This is a genomic window from Proteus sp. G2609 (assembly GCF_963896135.1).
GTDB classification, from domain to species: Bacteria; Pseudomonadota; Gammaproteobacteria; order Enterobacterales; family Enterobacteriaceae; genus Proteus; species Proteus mirabilis.
The window spans coordinates 74,478-95,502 of sequence record NZ_CAWQNB010000036.1 but is presented as its reverse complement, the minus strand read 5'-3'; the positions used below and the strand labels follow the sequence as shown (position 1 = coordinate 95,502).

Annotated in this window: 15 protein-coding genes, 1 tRNA gene and 1 pseudogene; 8 read left to right on the top strand and 9 right to left on the bottom strand. The window is 37.3% G+C overall.

The features are described 5' to 3' along the window. From AACV01_RS11295 to AACV01_RS11280, 4 genes are all read left to right on the top strand, one after another. On the top strand, positions 1-3,822 hold the full coding sequence (locus AACV01_RS11295) for a beta strand repeat-containing protein (protein WP_337247713.1): 3,822 nt from the start codon (positions 1-3) through the stop codon (positions 3,820-3,822). A 104-nt stretch (positions 3,823-3,926) separates the two neighbouring features. After that, the gene (locus AACV01_RS11290) at positions 3,927-5,180 is read left to right on the top strand and encodes a TolC family protein (RefSeq protein ID WP_020945289.1); all 1,254 of its coding nucleotides are present in this window, start codon (positions 3,927-3,929) and stop codon (positions 5,178-5,180) included. A gap of 24 nt (positions 5,181-5,204) precedes the next feature. After that, positions 5,205-7,367, top strand: a complete 2,163-nt coding sequence (locus AACV01_RS11285) for a type I secretion system permease/ATPase (protein WP_161682927.1) — start codon at positions 5,205-5,207, stop codon at positions 7,365-7,367. Between the two features lie 19 nt (positions 7,368-7,386). Further along, on the top strand, positions 7,387-8,646 hold the full coding sequence (locus AACV01_RS11280) for an HlyD family type I secretion periplasmic adaptor subunit (RefSeq protein WP_001985443.1): 1,260 nt from the start codon (positions 7,387-7,389) through the stop codon (positions 8,644-8,646). Between the two features lie 268 nt (positions 8,647-8,914). Here AACV01_RS11280 and AACV01_RS11275 read toward each other — a convergent pair whose 3' ends face one another. The 5 genes from AACV01_RS11275 to AACV01_RS11255 all read right to left on the bottom strand — a co-directional run bounded on the left by AACV01_RS11275 (position 8,915) and on the right by AACV01_RS11255 (position 15,702). Continuing rightward, positions 8,915-9,592 carry a TetR/AcrR family transcriptional regulator gene (locus AACV01_RS11275; RefSeq protein ID WP_036932345.1) on the bottom strand — a complete coding sequence of 226 codons (678 nt, stop codon included), beginning with the start codon at positions 9,590-9,592 and terminating at the stop codon, positions 8,915-8,917. Between the two features lie 129 nt (positions 9,593-9,721). Continuing rightward, positions 9,722-11,050, bottom strand: a complete 1,329-nt coding sequence (gene potE / locus AACV01_RS11270) for a putrescine-ornithine antiporter (RefSeq protein WP_004247370.1) — start codon at positions 11,048-11,050, stop codon at positions 9,722-9,724. 63 nt (positions 11,051-11,113) lie between these two features. Continuing rightward, positions 11,114-13,276: an ornithine decarboxylase SpeF gene (speF, locus tag AACV01_RS11265; protein ID WP_161682925.1), complete on the bottom strand. Its 2,163-nt coding sequence runs from the start codon at positions 13,274-13,276 to the stop codon at positions 11,114-11,116. A gap of 373 nt (positions 13,277-13,649) precedes the next feature. Beyond that, positions 13,650-13,757: a leader peptide SpeFL gene (gene speFL / locus AACV01_RS11260; RefSeq protein WP_107034653.1), complete on the bottom strand. Its 108-nt coding sequence runs from the start codon at positions 13,755-13,757 to the stop codon at positions 13,650-13,652. A gap of 1,174 nt (positions 13,758-14,931) precedes the next feature. Continuing rightward, positions 14,932-15,702 carry a phosphoribosyltransferase gene (locus AACV01_RS11255; RefSeq protein WP_046335078.1) on the bottom strand — a complete coding sequence of 257 codons (771 nt, stop codon included), beginning with the start codon at positions 15,700-15,702 and terminating at the stop codon, positions 14,932-14,934. 245 nt (positions 15,703-15,947) lie between these two features. Here AACV01_RS11255 and AACV01_RS11250 point away from each other — a divergent pair. Together AACV01_RS11250 and AACV01_RS11245 are read left to right on the top strand one after the other, a co-directional pair. Further along, positions 15,948-16,298 (top strand): annotated as a pseudogene (locus tag AACV01_RS11250) (type II toxin-antitoxin system RelE/ParE family toxin). A 1-nt stretch (position 16,299) separates the two neighbouring features. Further along, positions 16,300-16,599 carry a helix-turn-helix domain-containing protein gene (locus tag AACV01_RS11245; protein ID WP_046335079.1) on the top strand — a complete coding sequence of 100 codons (300 nt, stop codon included), beginning with the start codon at positions 16,300-16,302 and terminating at the stop codon, positions 16,597-16,599. A gap of 278 nt (positions 16,600-16,877) precedes the next feature. Here AACV01_RS11245 and AACV01_RS11240 read toward each other — a convergent pair. From AACV01_RS11240 to mutY, 4 genes are all read right to left on the bottom strand, one after another. Continuing rightward, positions 16,878-16,953, bottom strand: a tRNA-Phe gene (locus AACV01_RS11240). A gap of 261 nt (positions 16,954-17,214) precedes the next feature. Further along, the gene (gene mltC, locus AACV01_RS11235; protein WP_004244838.1) at positions 17,215-18,285 is read right to left on the bottom strand and encodes a membrane-bound lytic murein transglycosylase MltC; all 1,071 of its coding nucleotides are present in this window, start codon (positions 18,283-18,285) and stop codon (positions 17,215-17,217) included. A gap of 62 nt (positions 18,286-18,347) precedes the next feature. After that, positions 18,348-18,620 (bottom strand): oxidative damage protection protein, encoded by a 273-nt coding sequence (locus AACV01_RS11230; RefSeq protein ID WP_004244837.1) that lies wholly within the window; start codon positions 18,618-18,620, stop codon positions 18,348-18,350. 30 nt (positions 18,621-18,650) lie between these two features. After that, positions 18,651-19,691, bottom strand: coding sequence for an A/G-specific adenine glycosylase (gene mutY / locus AACV01_RS11225; protein WP_004247375.1), 1,041 nt, complete (start codon positions 19,689-19,691; stop codon positions 18,651-18,653). Between the two features lie 215 nt (positions 19,692-19,906). Here mutY and trmB point away from each other — a divergent pair, with 215 nt between their 5' ends. Next, complete coding sequence (gene trmB, locus AACV01_RS11220) at positions 19,907-20,626, top strand: tRNA (guanosine(46)-N7)-methyltransferase TrmB (RefSeq protein WP_004244835.1); 720 nt, start codon at positions 19,907-19,909, stop codon at positions 20,624-20,626. After that, on the top strand, positions 20,626-20,952 hold the full coding sequence (locus AACV01_RS11215; RefSeq protein WP_004244834.1) for a YggL family protein: 327 nt from the start codon (positions 20,626-20,628) through the stop codon (positions 20,950-20,952). Before trmB ends, AACV01_RS11215 begins: the two co-directional genes overlap by 1 nt. Positions 20,953-21,025 lie beyond the last annotated feature (73 nt).

Genomic DNA, 21,025 nt, shown 5'->3' with positions numbered 1-21,025 from the left:
ATCCCCGCAGATAAAGTGACAGCAGATGGTAACTATTCTGTTACCGCAGAAATTACTGATCCGGCAGGTAATACCAGTGGTCAAGGTAAACCTACTGACTTTGCTGTCGATACAGTGGCACCGTCGGCTCCTGTATTAAAAGCAGAGGACGATGGTTCGGTTTCAGTTGACTTACCAACAGATGCCAATAAAGGTGATACGGTAGAAATTACCTTTGAAGATGAAAAGGGTGATAAGCACACGGTTACCTTAGAAAAAGGGGATAACGGTTGGACATCTGATACACCGGCGTTGATCCCAGACAGCAACGGCGATAAAGCGACTATTCCTGCGGATAATGTAAAAGACAACAGTGAAGTAACAGGGATTGCCAAAGATCCGAGTGGCAACGAAAGTGACCCATCAACGGTGACCTCGAAAACGGACGGTGTCGCTGATGCGCCTGTACTGACTATCCCAGAAGTGGCTGATGGTTATGCGAATGCGGATGAACTGAAAGACGGCTTACAAGCGGAAGTTACCTTGCCAGCGGGTACGGTTGAAGGGGCGGAAATCACCTTAACGGTCACTCGCCCAGACAAAACCACTGAAACCGTAACGCATACAGTCACTAAAGATGAAGCTGCTGCGGGTAAAGTATCTGTTGATATTCCTAAAGATGCGGTACAAAACGGCCAAAACAGTGTCGATGTCAGCTTAACTCAAGGTAATAATCCAGTCAAACCAGGAAACAAAGTAGATTTTGCTGTTGATGGACAAATTCCGGGCGATACAGATGGTGATGGTACGGTGGATACCACACCGGTGGTGACCATTCCAGAAGCCACTGACGGGGTAAATGCTGACGAGCTAAAAGATGGCGTACAGACCGAAGTGACTGTACCGGGGGGGAGTGCGGCAGGTGACACACTGACACTCACTATTACCAAACCAGATGGATCAACTGATACTGTTGAACACACACTGACTGCAGATGAAGTGACGGCAGGTAAAGCCGATGTGACAATTCCCGCAGATAAAGTGACAGCAGACGGTAACTATTCTGTTACCGCAGAAATTACTGATCCAGCGGGTAATACCAGTGGTCAGGGTAAACCTACGGACTTTATGGTTGATACGCAAATTCCGGGAGACACAGACGGTGATGGTGTGGTGGATACAACACCTGTAGTGACCATTCCAGAAGCTACGGACGGGGTAAATGCTGACGAGCTAAAAGATGGCGTACAGACCGAAGTGACTGTACCGGGAGGTAGTGCGGCAGGTGACACACTGACACTCACTATTACTAAACCAGACGGCTCAACCGACACCGTTGAACACACACTGACTGCAGATGAAGTGACGGCAGGTAAAGCCGATGTGACTATCCCTGCAGATAAAGCAACCCCGGATGGTAATTATTCTGTTAAAGCAGAAATTACAGATCCCGCAGGTAACACGAGTGGTGAAGGTAAAGCAACGGACTTCACTGTAGATACCGTTGCCCCATCTACCCCTGTATTAAATGCTGAGGATAATGGCTCTGTTTCTGTTGAACTGCCAGGGGATGCCAACAAAGGCGATACGGTAGAAATTACCTTTGAAGATGAAAAAGGGGATAAACAGACTGTAACAATGGAGAAAGGGGATAATGGTTGGACATCTAGTGATCCTAATTTGATCCCAGACAGTCAGGGCAATAACACCGCTATTCCATCTGATAATGTAAAAGATAACAGTGAAGTAACCGCAATAGCTAAAGATCCAAGCGGTAATGAAAGTGCTCCAGCAACAGCAACGTCCAAAACAGATGTGCTACCGACAGTGAGTATTAGTGTTGATACAACATCAGTAAATGACAATGGAGATAAGATTAGTGCTGATGCTTCTGTTTCGGGTGAAATAACAGAAGTTCCTGCAACAATAGAGGACAAGGATGATACTACCGGATTAGTATATACCGTTGCTCTAGATTATGTTGCAGCACAGGATGTGACCGTAACCATAACCTTAACAAATGATGCAGGTCATGCAAGTGCGCCGGATTATTCAACGCTTGCAGGCTCTCAGCATGATGGGAAAATCGCCCTACATGGGGACACTGGTAAAGTAACCTATGATGGAGCTTCAACTGTAACGGTTGTTATTCCTGCTGGATCTAAGAGTGTTTCATTTATAGTTGATCCAACAATGGAAGCTAACCAAAATGCATTTAATGCTGAAGGTATGGAGAAAGTTGTTGCAACCATTACGGGAACATCTAATAACGCTACCGCTGTAACTGATACAGCAAATAATGCAGGTGCTTCTGCTACGGGGGTTATTTATGATGGCAACCCTATTTCATTACGTAATCTGGACGGCGATTTTACACTGAAGTATTCATTATCCTCATCAGTGGCTGAAAATGGGGACTTTGGATATACCATCGGAGTTGATAGCGGTAAAAAAGATCCTAAGCTAACGACAGATTACAATGATACGATTTATGTTGGTTATTATCAGGATGGTAGCGAAACTTCATCATACAGCAATCTTGCTAACTCGCAGGATAATGGACCTGATGGCACAAAAACAGATGGTAATCAAAGTATTACAACTGTTGATTTAGGTGCTGGTGATGACCTGATGGTGATCCGCGGTAATATGTTAACCAATACACGAGTCTATGCTGGTGAAGGTAATGATACCTTTACTATGGACGGCATGAATACAGCGTTACGTTCTATGTATGCTGGTAGTTATCTCTTTATGGAATCTGGTAATGATACCGTTACGATTAAACGTACAGGGGTAACCAATGCTGGTCAAATCTATCTTGGCTCAGGTAGTGATACCTTTACTCAAGGTGATGCCAATGATCAAAATAATACCGAATTGTCCGGTTTATTAGATCTGGGTAGTGGTACTCAAGATAAGTCAAATATGCCAAATGAGTATCTTTCTGTTTATCAGGATGGCAGTAATTTAAGCTTAGGTAATGACAATAACATTGATGCGGTCACAGATGTTAATACTGTCACTATTTATGGTTCTGTCTCCGGTGAAATTTTAGGTGGATATGGTAGTGATAATATCACTATCACTAAAAATCTGACTGGTAATGTTTCTGTTGGTGATAATACAGACACTCTAACTGCTGGGTGGATTTATGGTGGTGCCACTGTTTCTATGGGGGATGGCAATGATACGGTTACTGTCACTGAAGGTGCGTATAACACAACTATTTCACTAGGGGCAGGAGATGATGTGTTTGATGCTACTGCTGGTGTTATGGGGGATTCTGTTAGCGCGACATTAGTGAATGGTGAAGATGGCAATGACACCATAAAATTAGGCACAATTGGTAAAAATCTGACAGTTGATGCGGGTGCTGGCGATGATACTGTGATTTTGACAAAAGATTATGATCCTTCACCTATAGGTAATCAGGGATATATTAATGGGGGAGAGGGAACTGATACTTTAGTCTTATCAGGTACGATTACGGTAAATATGGCCACTAAGACTGATGAAGGTATTGCTAATTTCGAAAAAGTCGATATGACGGTTAACAGTGAGTTGAAAGTGGACAATAGCTCTCAGACTATTAAGTTAACCGCATCTGATGTGTTGGGAATGAATGCAAATTCAACGATTTATATTTCCGGTGATGCTAATGATAAGGTGGATTTAGGTGCCGATGGTGCTGGAGGTTTAGGTACATTTACAGCTACTGCCACTACAACAAAAGCAACCGCATTAGATGGTACTGAACATACTTACACTCTTTATAGCAGTGCAAGTGGTGCTAATGTCTATATTGATAATAATATTATCGATAATGGAGGCGTTATTTAATTATCTGTTGTAATTAAATCTAAGGCTGCTCTTTCGGGCAGCCTTATTATCTAATCATAAAACTTTTATATTTAGATTATATTTTCTTATTAGAGGTAATATCTGTGTTTTCTATAAATAAACTCAAAATAATAACGTTTGTTATTTTAGGAGGTGTATTATTTAATTCACATGCAAACTCTTTAAAGTATATATTAAATAATTCATTAAATAATGCACCGGAGTTATTAGAAGCTAAAGCTGATATAGATATAGCCGTTGCAAAAGTTAATCAGACTAGAGCTCAACATTTTCCCGTAATAAGCGTAACTGGAAATAAATTATTAGGACAATATCATAGAGATAAAAGCGACTATGACAATAATAGTTTTATTCCAGGATTAAGAGGTGAATTAAATATCTATTCTTTCGGTGGAATAGAAAATGATGTTGAACGTAATGAAAAAGAACAACTCTATTATCAATTTAAATATAGCGAAACGAAAGAAAATGTCGCTTACACCATATCAGATCTCTATTTAAAAGCATTGCTAGCTAAAGAATCTATTGCGGTAAAGAAAAAAAGTTTAGATAGACATAATAAGATTATATCTGAATTAAATGTGATAGCCCGTAATGATGAAGGGCGTGTTTCTGAATATGTTCAGGCAGAAGCAAGAAAAATATTAGTAGAACAAGATATTAACTATTATGAAAAAGAATTAATGACAACGTTAAGTACGTTATCAAAATATACGGGTTTCCCCGTTGGTGAAAGCGATCTTGTCAATCCTTTTGATGGAATGACGGTCAGTGATATGTATAGCGAATTCACTGCGGAAAATAATAATCAAAATCCAGCTTATCTCGTGAGTCAGGCTGATATCGATGCTAAAAAAATGGGCGTTAAAGTAGAAAATAAAAAACAATTACCAAGAATTAATTTAACTGGAAATATAACTAAAGATGATCGTCAGATAGGCATTGATGTGACATGGGACATTATTAATTTTTCATCATTATATTCTATTGATGAAAAAGTAAGTCAGTTAAACGCGGCACAACAGAGAATGGATAGAGTGATTAGAGATATTGAAGAAGCAAGACGTTTATCAGTAATTAATATCCAAAAAAGTACTCAAAAATTGAAGATATTAGATGCACAAATTTTATCATCGACAAAAGTAGTCGATTTTTATCAATTGCAATTTAATGTTGCACGCCGTTCTTTGTTAGATGTTTTGAATGCAGAAAAAGAGTTATCTGATGTTGAATTATCTTATGCCACGACATTGAGTGATCTTAGGTACGGGATGCTTGATTATTTGTATGCACAAGGAAAACTTTCGCACTGGGCACTTAATTCACACACTCACTAATAAATTAAGGTAAATATTGTAGTTATGAAATTGATCATAGAAGGTCTTTCTCTTACAACCCAGTTATTAGGCACACATTTATCTGTGGCTACACTGACTGCACATACAATCCGTACTACAAAGATGGGAATTGATTTTTCATCACTGGTTGAATATCTGAAAAGTGAAGGATTTGAAAATACATTATCACAACGATTATTAGATGATATTCCCTCTCTAGCTATGCCAGTATTATTATTATTAAAAAATGAAGAGAGTGCTGTTTTAACCGAAGTTTCATTTGATGAAACTGGACAACGTAAATATAAAATTCAGCAAGTAGATGGTTTATCTATATGGTTAACACAATCTGAATTAAGTGAAAAATATTTAGGTTATTGCTGGTTCATTAAGCCACGTATTACAGAAGATGTTCGTTCAGAATTGCCTGAATATACGATGCCTAAAGCATGGTTTTTTAAAGTTATATGGCGCTTTAAAAAGTATTACTATCAAATCATTCTTGCTACTTTTGTTATTAATTTTTTGGCACTTGTTAGTTCATTATACGTCATGAATGTTTATGACAGAGTAATACCTAATAAATCATATCAAACACTCTGGGTTTTAAGTATCGGGGTAATTATTGCAATATTATTTGAATTTACAGCTAAAATGCTCCGAGGCCGGTTAACTGATATTGCTGGTAAGAAAGCTGATTTAATTATCAGTTCTGCTTTATTTAGAAAGGTCACAAATCTTAAGTTACAGGAAAAACCTATATCATCTGGCTCCTATGTTAATAATTTACGAGATTTTGAATCTGTCCGTGATTTTATGACGAGCGCGAGTTTATTAACATTAGTTGATATGCCTTTTTTAATTTTATTTGTATCTGTAATTGCGCTTGTTGGAGGCTATTTAGCTTTTGTGCCACTTACGATAATTCCATTGGTTATTATTGTCGGACTTTTAGCTCAGATCCCTTTATCCAAATATATTAATGAATCGATGAAGGAATCATCTCAAAGGCAAGGATTAGCTGTAGAAGCGATTGAAGGCATAGAAACATTAAAAACGAATAATGCCATGAATTGGGCGCAAAAGCGTTGGGATTATTACACAGCAAAAACAGCATCTTCATCAATGAAAGTTAAAAACATCAGTAATTTTGTTATTTATTTTGCAGTAATGATGCAACAGTTAAATACGATATTTTTAGTTATTATTGGTACTTATTTGATTCATAGCGATGATCCTGCAAGTAAAATTACAATGGGGGCGTTAATCGCAACGGTTATTTTATCTGGTAGAGCGTTATCACCATTAGGACAGATTGCGGGGTTAGCCGTGCGCTTTCAACAGGCTTGGGTCGCATTAAAAGGTGTTAATGGCATTGTTGAGCGACCATCAGAACGTGAACCAGCTAGGAAATATATTACGTTAAAACAAATAAATGGAAATATAAAATTCCAAAATGTTTCATTTGCTTATAACCAAGATAGTAGCAGTGTAGTGAAAAATTTATCATTTGAAATAAAGCCAGGTGAAAAAGTTGGAATACTTGGGCGTATTGGCAGTGGTAAATCAACGACTTTAAAATTAGCAGCTGGGTTATATCCTGCAGAGCAAGGGAGTATCACACTAGATGATGTCGATATTCGCCAAATAGATCCTCATTATTTGCGTAATCAGGTTTTGTTATTAGAACAAGAGCCAAGGTTATTTTTAGGTAGTTTAAGAGAAAATCTTGATTTAGCCCGTATGGATGGCTTCTCTAGTGATCAAGATTTGATTGTGGCACTGAAGCGGTTTGGTTTGGATAAAGTTATTAAAAAACATCCTAGGGGATTAGATATGTCCTTGGGAGAAAATGGGTTAGGTCTTTCTGGTGGACAAAAACAAATTGTTGCTTTGGCTAGAATGACGTTGAGAAATCCCAAAATTGTTTTACTTGATGAACCAACAACGGGGCTTGATCAATATTCAGAAATTCAGGCATTAAATGCCATTTCAGCATGGTGTCGCTCAAAGACATTATTGGTTGTTACTCATCGACCTCAGGTACTGAGTATTGTCAATCGAATAATTGTTGTTGATAACGGCAAAGTTGTGATGGATGGTCCCAGAGATGCGGTTTTACAGCAGTTAGCTAAAAATGAAACAGAAAAACAAATAACTGCTCACTCAAAAAACCAAAATAGCTAAGTAAGATTGGGAATGTGAAATGAATGAACTAAATAAAAAACACCTGATGCCTTCAAGTCATACTAAAGAGGTTCTTTCTAATAAGGACTTAGCACTTCTAAATGACTTGCATGCAGCACTTCAGAATGAAAAACATCATAAAAGTTTTATGATGATCACAATATTGCTGATCTTTATGGTTATTTTCGTTATTTGGGCATGGAATAGTAATCTTGAAGAGGTAACTCGTGGTCAAGGCAGTATTATTCCTAGCAGTCGCGAGCAGATAATCCAAACATTGGATGCTGGCATATTAAAAAGTATGCAAGTTAAAGAAGGGGATATAGTTGAAAAAGGTCAAGTATTATTAACGTTAGATGATACTCGAACATCGGCTATCTTAAGAGAAAGTGAAGCAAAAGTTGCTAATCTAGAAGCAATACGAGCACGACTTAAAGCGGAGGCTTATTCTACTGAGCTTAGCTTTCCAGAAGGTTTATCAACAGAATTAGTAACTCGTGAAACAACAGTATACAAGATACGTAAAGACGCATTGAAATCAGGAATAGACAATTTACAACAAAGTAAAGCATTGTTAGACCGAGAAATTTCTATCACTAAGCCAATAGTTGCACAAGGTGCAATGTCTGCTGTGGAATTATTAAGAATGGAGAGGCAATCAGCCGATATTCAATTACAAATAGATGAAAAGAAAAATAAATATTTAACTGAAGCTGGGGCTGAATTAGTTAAAACAGAAGCGGAATTAGCTCAAGCAAGGGAAAATATGGCAGGGCGAGCTGATCCTGTTGAACGTGCTTTAATACGTGCACCATTAAGAGGTATTGTGAAAAATATCCGTATTAATACAGTTGGTGGAGTAATTTCAGCAGGGCAGGATATAATGGAAATTGTTCCTTTAGAAGATCAGTTATTAGTTGAAGCTTATATTAGTCCTCGAGATGTGGCCTATGTACGTGCTGGTATGCCTGCATTAGTAAAATTGACTGCTTATGATTATGCGATTTATGGTGGGTTAGAAGGCGTCGTGACTTTGGTAAGCCCAGATACATTGCATGATCAAAAAAGACCTAGTGATTTAAAACTTAATCAAGATGAAGCTTTTTATCGCGTATTGGTCACAACTCAAAGCAGTCATCTTACGGATAAAAATGGAAAAGAGCTTCCTGTTATTCCGGGTATGATCGCCAGTGTTGATATTAAAACAGGTGAGAAAACGGTTTTCCAATATTTGATTAAACCTATAACAAGAATGAAGCAGGCATTACAAGAGCGGTAATAATTTTTGAGGTCATAACTATCATAGAAGCAGTTATGACCTGTTATCAAGCTATTACCTATATACTATTTATTAAATAAGAAGATTTTTACATGGATGTTTAAAGTTGAGTTTTAGTATATATTTTCTCTCACGAAACAGTTTTTAATTCAATATATTATTTAGATGATGATATATTTATCATTTGAATATATAAATCTAATTTTCTGTTATAAATAATAGTTAACTATTAGTTAATTATAAACTCAGTATATTAAGTATAGAGATATTAAATTATTCTATTTTTAGTAATTTCTAGTTCATGTTGAGGAATATCAAACACCTGCGCCATAAAAATAGAGATAAATATATCTAGTGGCTGATTAGAGCGGGTTAGTTTTGCTTGCATTATTGCTCCTTGCCAACCCATCCAGAAAAAAATAGCCATTTGTCTACAATCAATGTTTTTAGATATAAACTTATATTTTTGTGCTTCTAGAAGATAATTTTCTACCTTTTTCTGCCATCCAGAAATCACATTATTCAGTATTTTATAATAGCTAATGGGTAAATTAACAATATCTTGTATGAGATTACTTACTAAGCATCCTCGTTGCCAATGATACTTTTCCATTTCTGATTTTATCATGTGACAAAATGCTAATAGTCTTTTGGGGAAAGGTAATGCAGTATAAGACAAATAGTTATCTAGTTGCTTAGAAATAAAGTTGTCATAATGTTGGATGACGACTAAACCAAATTTTTCTTTACTACCAAAGTAATAATAAAATGATCCTTTCGGGATACCAACTTTTTCTAATATCTTACAAATGTCTGAACTGATATAGCCTTTTTCAGCAAACATTTCTATACCACTTTGAATAACTATATTTTTTACATCTGTATTAGGACTATGATTTTTGGGGGGACGTCCTCGTTTCGGTTTGGTGATTTCTGATATCATCATTTTGCTATCTCCACGACAGGGGAGCATACAGGTAGCTTATTGAGTACCTGTCAATGCTGATTATTTTGTTGTGAGAAAAGTCCCTCCCGCTGAAATTTTATGCGGGAGGAATATAACGAATAGCGTGTGTTATTTTGTCATTAGGTCTTGGTTTTGTTTCATTTCAAATCGTGGGGAGACAAAACCATATAGTGTCCATCCCAAGAATGTGGCTAATGCCCCCCACATTACGGCGTCTTCACCAGATGAATACAGAGCATAGAAACTATAAATCGCCCCAATGAATGCGATGATATTACTGGTTCTCGCTTTATGAGGTTCCACTTTGGCGACTTTTTGTAAAATAATCATTGCCGCCATAGAAAGGATGTAAGGAATAATATTAGTCACAACTGCTAGATTGACGAGTACATTAAACTGTTTATTTAATGATGGGCTGATGGTCATCAGTGACAGTGCAGATTGAATAACAACAATAACTAACATTCCTTTTACCGGGGCATCAGCTTTGCTAACTGCAGAAAATATTTTTGGAAAATAACCAGAATCTGATGACGCCTTAAATACTTGTGCGATGGTGAACTGCCAGCCAAGTAAAGATCCACAACAAGACATAATCATTAGCGCCATAATGATTTTCCCAACACCTGGGGTAAACATTTGGGAGAAGGCTAAGCCAAATGGCGCGGTAGAGTTTGCCAGATCCATATTTGGCACAATACCTGCGATAACATTTGTTGATACGATATAAATAACGGCTGCACCTAATGTGCCACCTAATACAGCAATAGGAACATTCTTTTCAGGATTTTCAACCGCTTCACTATTGGCACAAGCTGATTCCATACCTAAAAATGCCCATAAGGTCATGGCAATAGAAGAGCCTACTGCTTCAAAGAATGGAAAATTATGTGGATTCCAAGAGTTAATGTATTGTTCAGGATTGAACCACCACCAGCCAATAATTGAAATACCCACAACAGGGATGATCACCCCCCAGACAGTGATGCTGCTTATTTGTCCGGTGATCCGCGCACCACCAAAATTTGCTATTGTGCAGATCCACAATACAACAATCGTTGCAATACAAATACCTAACGGAGTCATTGTCGCATCCATCAGTTCGGCACCATAACCCACAGCAGAAATTGCGATAGCGACATTGGCAATTAACAGGGAAATACCATAGGTATAATTGGCCATAAAATTCCCCGATTTGCCAAAGGCATACTCGGCATACCCTCCCATTCCTCCGCTACGGCGGCTAAACATACCGCATTTAGCAAATGCATAGGCCAGAGCCATAGAGCCGACTGCAGTGACAATCCAAGATAAAATAGAAATGGTTCCTACTTCGGCTAGCTTGGTCGGTAACATAATAATACCGGAACCCATCATATTCACCGCAGTTAATATAGTGAGTTGCAATACACTCATTTTATTTTTTGAAGTACTCATCGTTTTACTCTCCGGCTGACGGAGCATGCTTATTCACACTCCGTCACGCATAAATTAATTAACTCAGTGCTTAATTACATAGCCATATGCCCGCAGACGACCGTCCTCATCATTGCGGATATATACACCTTGTAATTCCGGTGAGAATCCCGGGAATAGATTAATTCCTTCTTCTAGCGCTAGAAAATATTGCTGTACAGAGCCACCCCAAATTTCCCCTGGCACTACACACAGTACTCCTGGTGGATAAGGTAGAGCACCTTCGGCGGCGATACGGCCTTCAATTTTTTCCACGGCAACTAACTCCACCTCGCCACGCACAAAAGCGATATTGGCTTCTTGAGGTAACATACTGACTTGTGGGAAATGTGATTTACGGAACATCTCTTTTTGCAGTTGTTTTACATTAAATTTCACATACATATCATGCATTTCTTGGCACAATTGACGGATGGTGTATCCTTGATAACGTGTTTGGTTGGCATGATATACGGATGGAAGTACCTCTTTCAGTGGGGCATCTTGTTCCAGTAATTGTTCAAAGCGAGCAATTTGTGCGACCAGATGCTGCATTTTCGCCATGCTTTCTGCAGGCGTTAGCAGGAATAATATGGAGTTAAGATCGCATTTTTCAGGAATAATGTTATTTTCACGTAGGTAGTTCGCCAAAATAGTGGCAGGAACACCAAATGATTCATATTTTCCTGTTTTGGCATTAATACCTGGGGTGGTTAGTAGTAATTTACATGGATCAACAAAGTATTGATTTTCTTCATATCCCTCAAATGAGTGCCAGCGCTCTCCCGGAACAAAATTAAAGAATCGGAGATCATTGGCAATTTCATCAGTATCAAAATCTTCCCATGCACGACCATCGATAGTTTCTGGAATAAACGGGCGAATATGTTTACAGGATTTCAGGAGTAATTTACGGGTTTCAATCCCTGTCTTTACGCAATTCATCCATAAACGTTTACCTGACTCACCTTCATGCATTTTTGCATTCACATCCAAAGCTGCAAATAATGGATAGAATGGACTAGTAGAGGCATGCATCATAAAGGCGTTATTGAGACGTTTATGATTTACATAGCGTTTTTGACCTTTAATATGGCGATCTTTCTTGTGGATCTGTGAGGTTTGAGAGAATCCCGCTTGTTGTTTATGTACAGATTGTGTAACTAAGATCCCCGGATCGTTTTCATTCAGTTCTAGTAGAAGTGGAGAACAATCTTTCATCATTGGAATAAACTGTTCATAGCCCACCCACGCGGAGTCAAATAAAATGTAGTCACATAAATGTCCGATTTTATCGACTACCTGACGTGCGTTATATATTGTTCCGTCATAGGTACCTAATTGGATAACGGCTAGGCGGAAAGGGCGCTTTTCATTTGCACGTGTAGGGGCGACTTCTTTGATGAGTTTACGAAGATATTTTTCTTCAAAACAGTGAGCATCAATCCCACCGATAAACCCAAATGGGTTACGTGCAGCTTCAAGATAAACAGGCGTTGCTCCTGCTTGAATTAATGCTCCGTGATGGTTTGATTTATGATTATTACGATCAAATAATACTAGGTCATCTGGTGCCAATAAGGCATTAAGAACGACTTTATTGGAGGAAGATGTACCATTAAGAACGAAATAAGTTTTATCGGCATTAAAGACTTTTGCTGCATGTTGTTGTGCGGCACATGGGGCACCTTCGTGGATCAGCAGATCACCCATAGAAACATCGGCATTACATAAATCAGAGCGGAATAAGTTTTCACCAAAATACTCGACAAATTGGTTACCTAGAGGATGACGGCGGAAAAATTCACCTCCTTGATGCCCAGGACAATCAAAAGCTGAATTTCCTTGTTCAACGTATTTTTTTAAGCTGCCGAAAAAAGGAGGTAATAGACTCTCTTCATATTTTAACGCTGCAGTTTCTAGTTGTTTATTATATAACTCACTATTTTTTTTATTTAAATCAATTACACCAGTTAATCGATTAATAATATTAGCAGGGATAACTTCATCTTTATTAATAACGGCAAAAATAGGCTGTTCAAAGCTATTTTTTTCAATTAAATTAAGCTTTCCATTCTGAATGTCATCAAGTGAAATAATAATCACGGCAACATCAGAAAAATCAGTATGTAGAATATCGACACATTCACGGTGGGTTGAAATATAGTCAGACATGTCGTAGCTGACCGCTATTTTATAACTTTCCATTTTTAATACCTTTTTTTGGTAAAAAGTTCCCGCTGAAATATTAAGTGAAAATATTTCAGTTTTTTATTTTTATAAATGCGAGTTTTTTCCCTCGATAGAGTGTCGAGTTATAAAAATCACGTTTATATTTATGTCATCACGTATAAAAATAATGTATAGAATGATGGTTTTTATAATTTTAGTAATATGTTTTTAGCAAAATTACCAATAATAAGAACTAATTAACTGCACATTACTATGCATAAAAACCAGGAATATGAATGATCAATAAGAATTCATTATAGTCACATAAAATGTGATTTATAATGGTAAAGAGGTTGACTATCCATACGCTGGTAATATGCAAACCACGTGATGGATGCCAATAGAGAGATTATCTTTGAGCGTTGAAAAGATTAAAATCAAAACATGAACGATGTGAAAACATCATTATATGTGTAATACGTCTTATATGTGGCCAAAATCGATTATTATTTTCCATTTTCGCATCCGTTAATTATTAAGACCTATATAACAACTATAAATTAATATAATTAAACACCCGAATTATACTGTGATATAGATCAAAATATATCATTTTAAGAATAGTTTTGCCTTTAATTAATATGTTGCTTGTTAATTATTTGTTGTTTTGTTTTTAATAAGAGAACTTATAATTAATATAGTCGCTAAGTCTATATTATAAATAGTAATATAATAAATATAAAATATTTTAATTATGAATGTATAGGGTTGGTTGTTTGTATAAATATAATAAATATTTTTTATTTTGATTATAAATATAGTGTATGTTCCCTTTATCAAATTATTCGTGTAGTCATAAAACACTTTAAGACGTTTTTATCAGGTGCGTCGTAAAACCCATCTTTCAGGGGCGCGGTATAAGGTGTGGTTTTCCGGCTAACTCAGTTTCTTTTGTCATAGACCAAAGTACAATGATATCCATACAACAACTTTAAGCCTTCAAATTCCAATTAATATCAAATGGTCAGTAGGAGGGTAATATGCGGTGCTTCGCAGGAGCTAGTCACTTTATTTTCAATCGTGCGTTAGCGCTTTAGAATGAGGTTCTGATATTGAGACTCGTGAAGACAAGCAGTACAGTTAGTACTGCTTGTAGTCATAGTAGAAAAGAAGTGACCTTTATTACTCCAAAAGGAAAAAGGATTAGAGCATCACAGAATGAAGTTTTTGATACTTTATTGAAATCAATAAAATAAATATTTATTGGATGCAGAAAGAGAGAGTTTAGGCTCTCTTCTGTATATTTATGGCGTAAATAGTGTGTTTTTATTACAAAATTAGTTTCTGATTACTCAATTTTTTTATAGGGATGACCATTTTTGTAACAGTAGAGGGTTTTAAGAAGTATTTATAAAGGGCGTGATAAATAGTCGTAACGAAATTTGAAAGGAAGAATGCTTTGTTAATTTTTCACATAAGATTAAAAGTAAAAGGAGAACCTAAGTTCTCCTTTTGATATTTCTCTACGACAACAATATGTGTTGAAGGATTAGCCGCTGCCTAATCGACTGATACTTGCTCTTTACAAGCTGACCTCAGTCAGGTGCTTACGCGGGTCTCATCTGGATTTTAAGAGCGGGGAGACTCAAGCACACTCTATAACGCCTTTATACCCGTTTATCTTGATATTATCAAGTTTTTTTGTTTTGTTTTTTTATTGAACTGAATAGGCAGATAGCATGTATAATGGCATTTGGATACTGTTGTGCAATGATATCCCTAGCTGTAGTTAATGTTGTTCCTGTAGCCATAAGATCATCGACAAGTAATATTCTGATTTTTTCAGTATTGGATGATGCTTGTGTGTTTAAAACAAATGGTGGAAATATATTCCTAAACTCAGTAGGGATACTTTTTAGTGAAAACCCTCCTTTAAGTCCAACTTCTTTTGCTTGTAATTTAATTTTGAAACTAAGACTTTTGGCTTCTTCAATACTAACATCCGCTCTATCAAGAAGTTGAAAAGCATTATCGACTGTTATTTTTCTTAAAATATCAGTTAAATGTGTGGCATTAAATTTTTTTGCTAAACGTTTTGCGATAATATGGCTAATATTATGGGCTGAAGGCATTGATATTATTAATTGATATCCTTTAGGTTCTAATTCCATAAATTTATTACAAATAACTTTGAAGCTATCATTGAGTTTTTTTATGCTAGAAATATTTGTATATAAATCATCCTTTTTTTTCAAAGCATAAATTAAAGGACAATTATCCCCCAGTTGACGTTGTTTTCTATTACGTCTTCTTTTACCTGAAAGGAATTGTCTTTTAAAAATAGCATAAACTTTTAAGCCATCTGTATAATCAATAGTTGGATTCCCTTCAGACTGAGTTATTAGCCAGTCGGGGCAATTATGATCAACAATAACACATTGCTCTTGAATTATTAATCCCATAAATACATATGCTAGTCCGAGAAGAGAAGGAAAGTATAACAGAGAGAAAATAGCAGAGCTATATTAAAATAAGGCAATGTATTATTTAGAATATATTATTACATTAATAATTTAATTTATTAAGTTAAATAAAAATAGATTTATATATTTTTAAATATAATAATTGTTAATCGAAGTCCAGACTTTCATAACACACTATGAATTACTAATATATTGACAATATAATCTAGAGGTTATAATGACTTATGTGGGAAATACTAACGAGAGATTTGTTTGATTCTTGGTTTGAAGAACAAGATGAAGAGATACAAATTGAAGTATTGGCGGTGTTAATGATTTTTGCGTGAGGATGGCCCTAATCTTGGTCGCCCTCAAGTTGATACACTAAAGGGTTCAAAATATCCGAATATGAAGGAACTGAGAATTCAGGTTGGTGGTCATCCAATTAGAGCGTGTTTTGCATTTGATCTCATTCGCCGTGGTATTGTGCTATGTGCTGGTGATAAAAAAGGAAAGATGAAACTCGTTTCTATAAGAAATTAATCAAAATAGCCGATGCTGAATATACTGCACCTCTATTAGAGCAGGAGAAATAACATGTCCACTTTAGGTAAACTACTTAAAAAACAATCAGCCGAAGCACTGGCAAAAATTGAAACCCGAGCAGAAGAAATTCGCCGTGAAATCACACTCGCTAAAATTCGTGAGGAATTAAACCTTTCGCAAACAGAGTTGGCTCAATCGCTTGGTATTTCTCAACCCTCTATAGCTAAGCTTGAGAATGTTGATAACGATCCAAAGCTATCAACGTTAAAGCGCTATATAAAAGCTTTAGGTGGCGAACTTTCTATAGATGTGACGTTACCAAATGGTAAGCGCATAGGGCTGCATCTTTAATGACATATTTAATTGATATAAGGTATGAAAGTGTTGATAACTTGCGAGATATACTTGAAGCGGAATTGATGTGATAAGAATAACAGGAGGCGTATCTAGATTTGACAGTGATTAGGAAAGAAAGTAAAAGAGACAAATAAAAAAACAGCCTTGATTGAGCAAGACTGTTTATTTAAAGCTTTAAATAACATTTTAACAACAGATAATCTGCGTAAACTTATGTTTTAGCTTTTGTTTGCCCTCTCAGTGACTTAACTCACTGACGAACAAAAGAAATATGGTGCCCGGACTCGGAATCGAACCAAGGACACGGGGATTTTCAATCCCCTGCTCTACCGACTGAGCTATCCGGGCAACGGGGCGTATTAAACCCGATCTCACCGTCTTCGTCAACGTTATTTATCACAAAACTGTTCAATCGCTGTTTTTTTAATCTTATTGATTAATAAAAGACTCTTTTTTTCACAGAATGAGTAAAAAGAGTACTGAAGTGATTTTTGTTGTCGCAGAGCAATAAAGAAAAAATGTAGCGAAGTGAACAAAAGTAGGGCACTGATAACAAAAAAAGCTTACCCAAATTGATTGGGTAAGCTTTATTTTTAACCATAATAATGGTTAACGATAGTTACGTTGCGCGGTGCTTACCTTTTCAAGATAACGCCGTGATTGGTCGGCCGGATGTTTATTGCGCAATGTCGTATAAACTTCCGTTGGCGCTAAGTTATTAATCATCGCGGCTGCTTTTTTCTTATCACTATGGAAGATGCGTAACACACTACCCGCACCGCCATTGTAAGCCTGTATCACCGCATAGCGACGAGAAACGGGATCTTTAATGTCACCTAAGTAGCTATTTTGTAATATCGAGATATACGCTGTACCAACATCGATATTATTTGCCGGATCAAATAAGTAACTGCGACTTGGCTGCCCTGATTTACCTTGCATACGAAATACATCTCGTCCGGCTGTTGCTGGCATAATTTGCATTAAGCCTAGTGCATCTGAGCTACTTACCGCATAGGGGTTGAAGCTGGATTCAATTTGCATAATGGCAAGGATCAGGGAAGGTTCAACACCATACTTCGCCGCAGCTTGCTGTACATAAGGTAAATATTTATGTGCACGTTTATCTAAGTGGTTAGGTACTAAGTTAATAGTGACATACCAAATAGTGTTCAGCCCTGATTGACGTTTTTGTAATTTATTGGCAATTAGATAATCTGCAAATTTATTTGCTCGCCACTCCCAGCGTATAGGCTGCCCTGTATTATCAAGTACTTGTCCTAATAAAAAAGGCTCTGTACTGTGGGGGATATTATTTACATCAGAGTAGAGGTCGATAGAGCCGGGATCTTCTCCCATAAGCAATGTCGTGACAATCGCTTTATGTAATTGGAATTGAGGCGCGTCACCCCCTAGGGTTTCTATAGTGATGGTACCCGCTTCAAAATTAATATGGCTACGAGTTCTATAAGCGTCCGTATATTTTACGTAGTCTTTAGGGCCTGCGATTAATACTTCCTGCATTCCCCAAATCATCTCGATATTATTGGCAAATTGTCCCATTAATATATCGAAGGCATTGGTGTCTTTGCTGTAATCAGGCTCAAAAGTTTTAGTGGGTTTACTACTACATGAGATGAGTAGAGGGGCGATAATCAGCAAGAGAAGGATTTTTTTCATGGTCTATTGCATCGCTCTGGTGAATAAAACTCCAGAGCCGTAATGGCTCTGGAAAATGGATATTATTTTTCAGGTGGTGTGTAGCCGTCAATATGAACATCGTGGCCTTCAAATAAAAATCTTACCATCTCTTGTTCTAATAATTTGCGATCGTCAGGATTCATTGTGTTGAGTTTTTTCTCATTGATAAGCATGGTTTGCTTTGCCATCCATTGTCCCCAAGCTTCTTTAGAAATCTCATTGAAAATGCGTTTTCCAAGCTCTCCTGGATATAACTGAAAATCAAGTCCATCCGCTTCTTTATTTAGGAAAGTACAAAAAATAGTTCTACTCATAATAAATCCTCAAATATCGCCGGTATTAGCTTAGGCTAATTGTCTAAGTAAATTCTCTACAGGTGCCGCAAGCCCTACGCTTGCCGGGGTTTGTAAGTTATACCAAAGTCCTTGTTGCGCCTCCATCAGAGAGGTAAACGTGGAGAGTTTTACGCAAATTGGTACTATATCTAAATGAAAATGGCTAAAAGTATGTCTAAATGAAATTAATTGCTCAGTTTTATTATTTTCAAGACCATGCTCAGTTAGCCACTGTTCTAAAAGCATTTTTGTTTCAAACTGAGGAAAGGCGAACAGTCCTCCCCATATTCCTGCTGGTGGTCTTTTATCTAACCAGACCAGATTATCATATTGTAAAATAAGAAAATAAGTTGTTTTTTCCGGAATAGCCTTTTTAGGTTTTTTCCCCGGATAATCCGCCCAACTATGGTGAGCATAAGCAATACAACCTGTATTTAAAGGGCAAAGTTCGCATTTTGGTTTTGTTCGCGTACAAACCATTGCCCCTAAATCCATCATTGCTTGATTAAAATATTCAACCCCTTTGGTTGGGGTGACTTGTTCACTGATTTCCCATAATTTATTTTCAACTTCTTTTTTACCCGGCCAACCTTCTACAGCATAACAACGCGCTAAAACACGTTTTACATTGCCATCAAGAATAGGGTAAGGCTTTTTTAGTGATAGCGATAAAATAGCCCCTGCTGTAGAGCGTCCCACACCCGGTAAAGCACAAACGTCCTCAAAGGTATCAGGAAACTGTCCTTGATGCTTATCTACAATGTGTTGTGCCGCCTTATGTAAGTTTCTGGCGCGGGCGTAATAACCTAAACCCGTCCATAAATGTAGCACCTCATCAAGTGGCGCTTTCGCTAATGCGCTAACATTCGGAAAACGCGCAATAAAACGCTCAAAATAAGGGATCACCGTGGCAACTTGAGTTTGTTGTAACATCACCTCAGATAACCAAACGTGATAAGGCGTTTTTTCTTGTTGCCAAGGTAATGTTTTGCGCCCGTATTTGTGATACCAGTCGAGTACGACTTGCGAGAACTGCTGTGCTTCCATCATATTTTATTTTTAACTCAGATCTGTATAAGGGTAAGATTGCACCACAGAGAGCATAAACTGTAAACACCCTTAATATTTATCTTATAGAGTGATGCTTATATAGGTGACTCTTGCTAAAATTGGCTATCTTTGGATAATGTCGCTTAAATGTATACTATAACGACATTATAACGTTATTAAGTTAATAATTGGCCTAACGACTGACAGTATTAGACATGATCAAGAATGTAATTTCTCCGGAATTCAATGAAGAAGGGCGTGCTTTACGACGCGTTCGTAGTTTTGTTCGCCGACAAGGCCGTTTAACACCTCGTCAAGAACAAGCATTAGAAAAGCAATGGCCTATCTTTGGCATTGAATATCAACCGGAACCTATCGACTTCAGTCAGGTTTTTGGACGTAACGCCCCTGTTGTTTTAGAAATTGGTTTTGGAATGGGCGCTTCGTTGGTGACTATGGCAAAAAATTCGCCAGAAAATAATTACTTTGGTATTGAGGTACATGCCCCCGGTGTAGGTGCTTGCCTTGCCAGTGCACAAGAAGAGAATATCTCAAATCTGCGAGTTATGTGTCATGATGCGATAGAAGTACTCAATCACATGATCCCAGATAATAGTTTACAGATGGTTCAGTTGTTTTTTCCTGATCCATGGCACAAAGCGCGTCATAATAAACGTCGTATTGTGCAAGTACCATTTGCAGAGTTAATTTTAACTAAATTAGCGCCAAACGGTGTTTTCCATATGGCAACAGATTGGGAACCCTATGCAGAACATATGCTTGAAGTTATGACAAGTGTTGATGGATATCAGAACTTATCAGAAACTCAGGATTATGTACCACGACCAGAAACACGCCCCGTGACTAAGTTTGAACAACGCGGTCATCGTTTAGGGCATGGAGTATGGGATCTTATGTTTAAGAGGGTAAAATAATGGCTAAACAGCGTAGTCGCCGTTTACGCAAAAAAATGCGTATCGATGAATTTCAGGAATTAGGTTTTTCAGTTAAATGGACGTTCCCAGAAAATACCCCTATTGAGGAGGTCGACAGCTTTGTTGATGACTTTATCCTTAATGTGATAGAGCCAAATGGGCTGGCATTTGATGCGAGTGGTTATCTGAGTTGGGAAGGCCTGATCTGTCTACAAAAAATTGGCAAATGTACCGAAGAGCATCGTCAATTAGTAGAAAACTACTTAAAAGAAAAAAATATGCAAGATGTACAGACCTCTGAACTATTTGACGTTTGGTGGGACTAATAAAAAGTTATACATTTTTAGCAAATAATCACAAGGGCATCCAACAGGATGCCCTTGTCTGTCTAGGGAATCA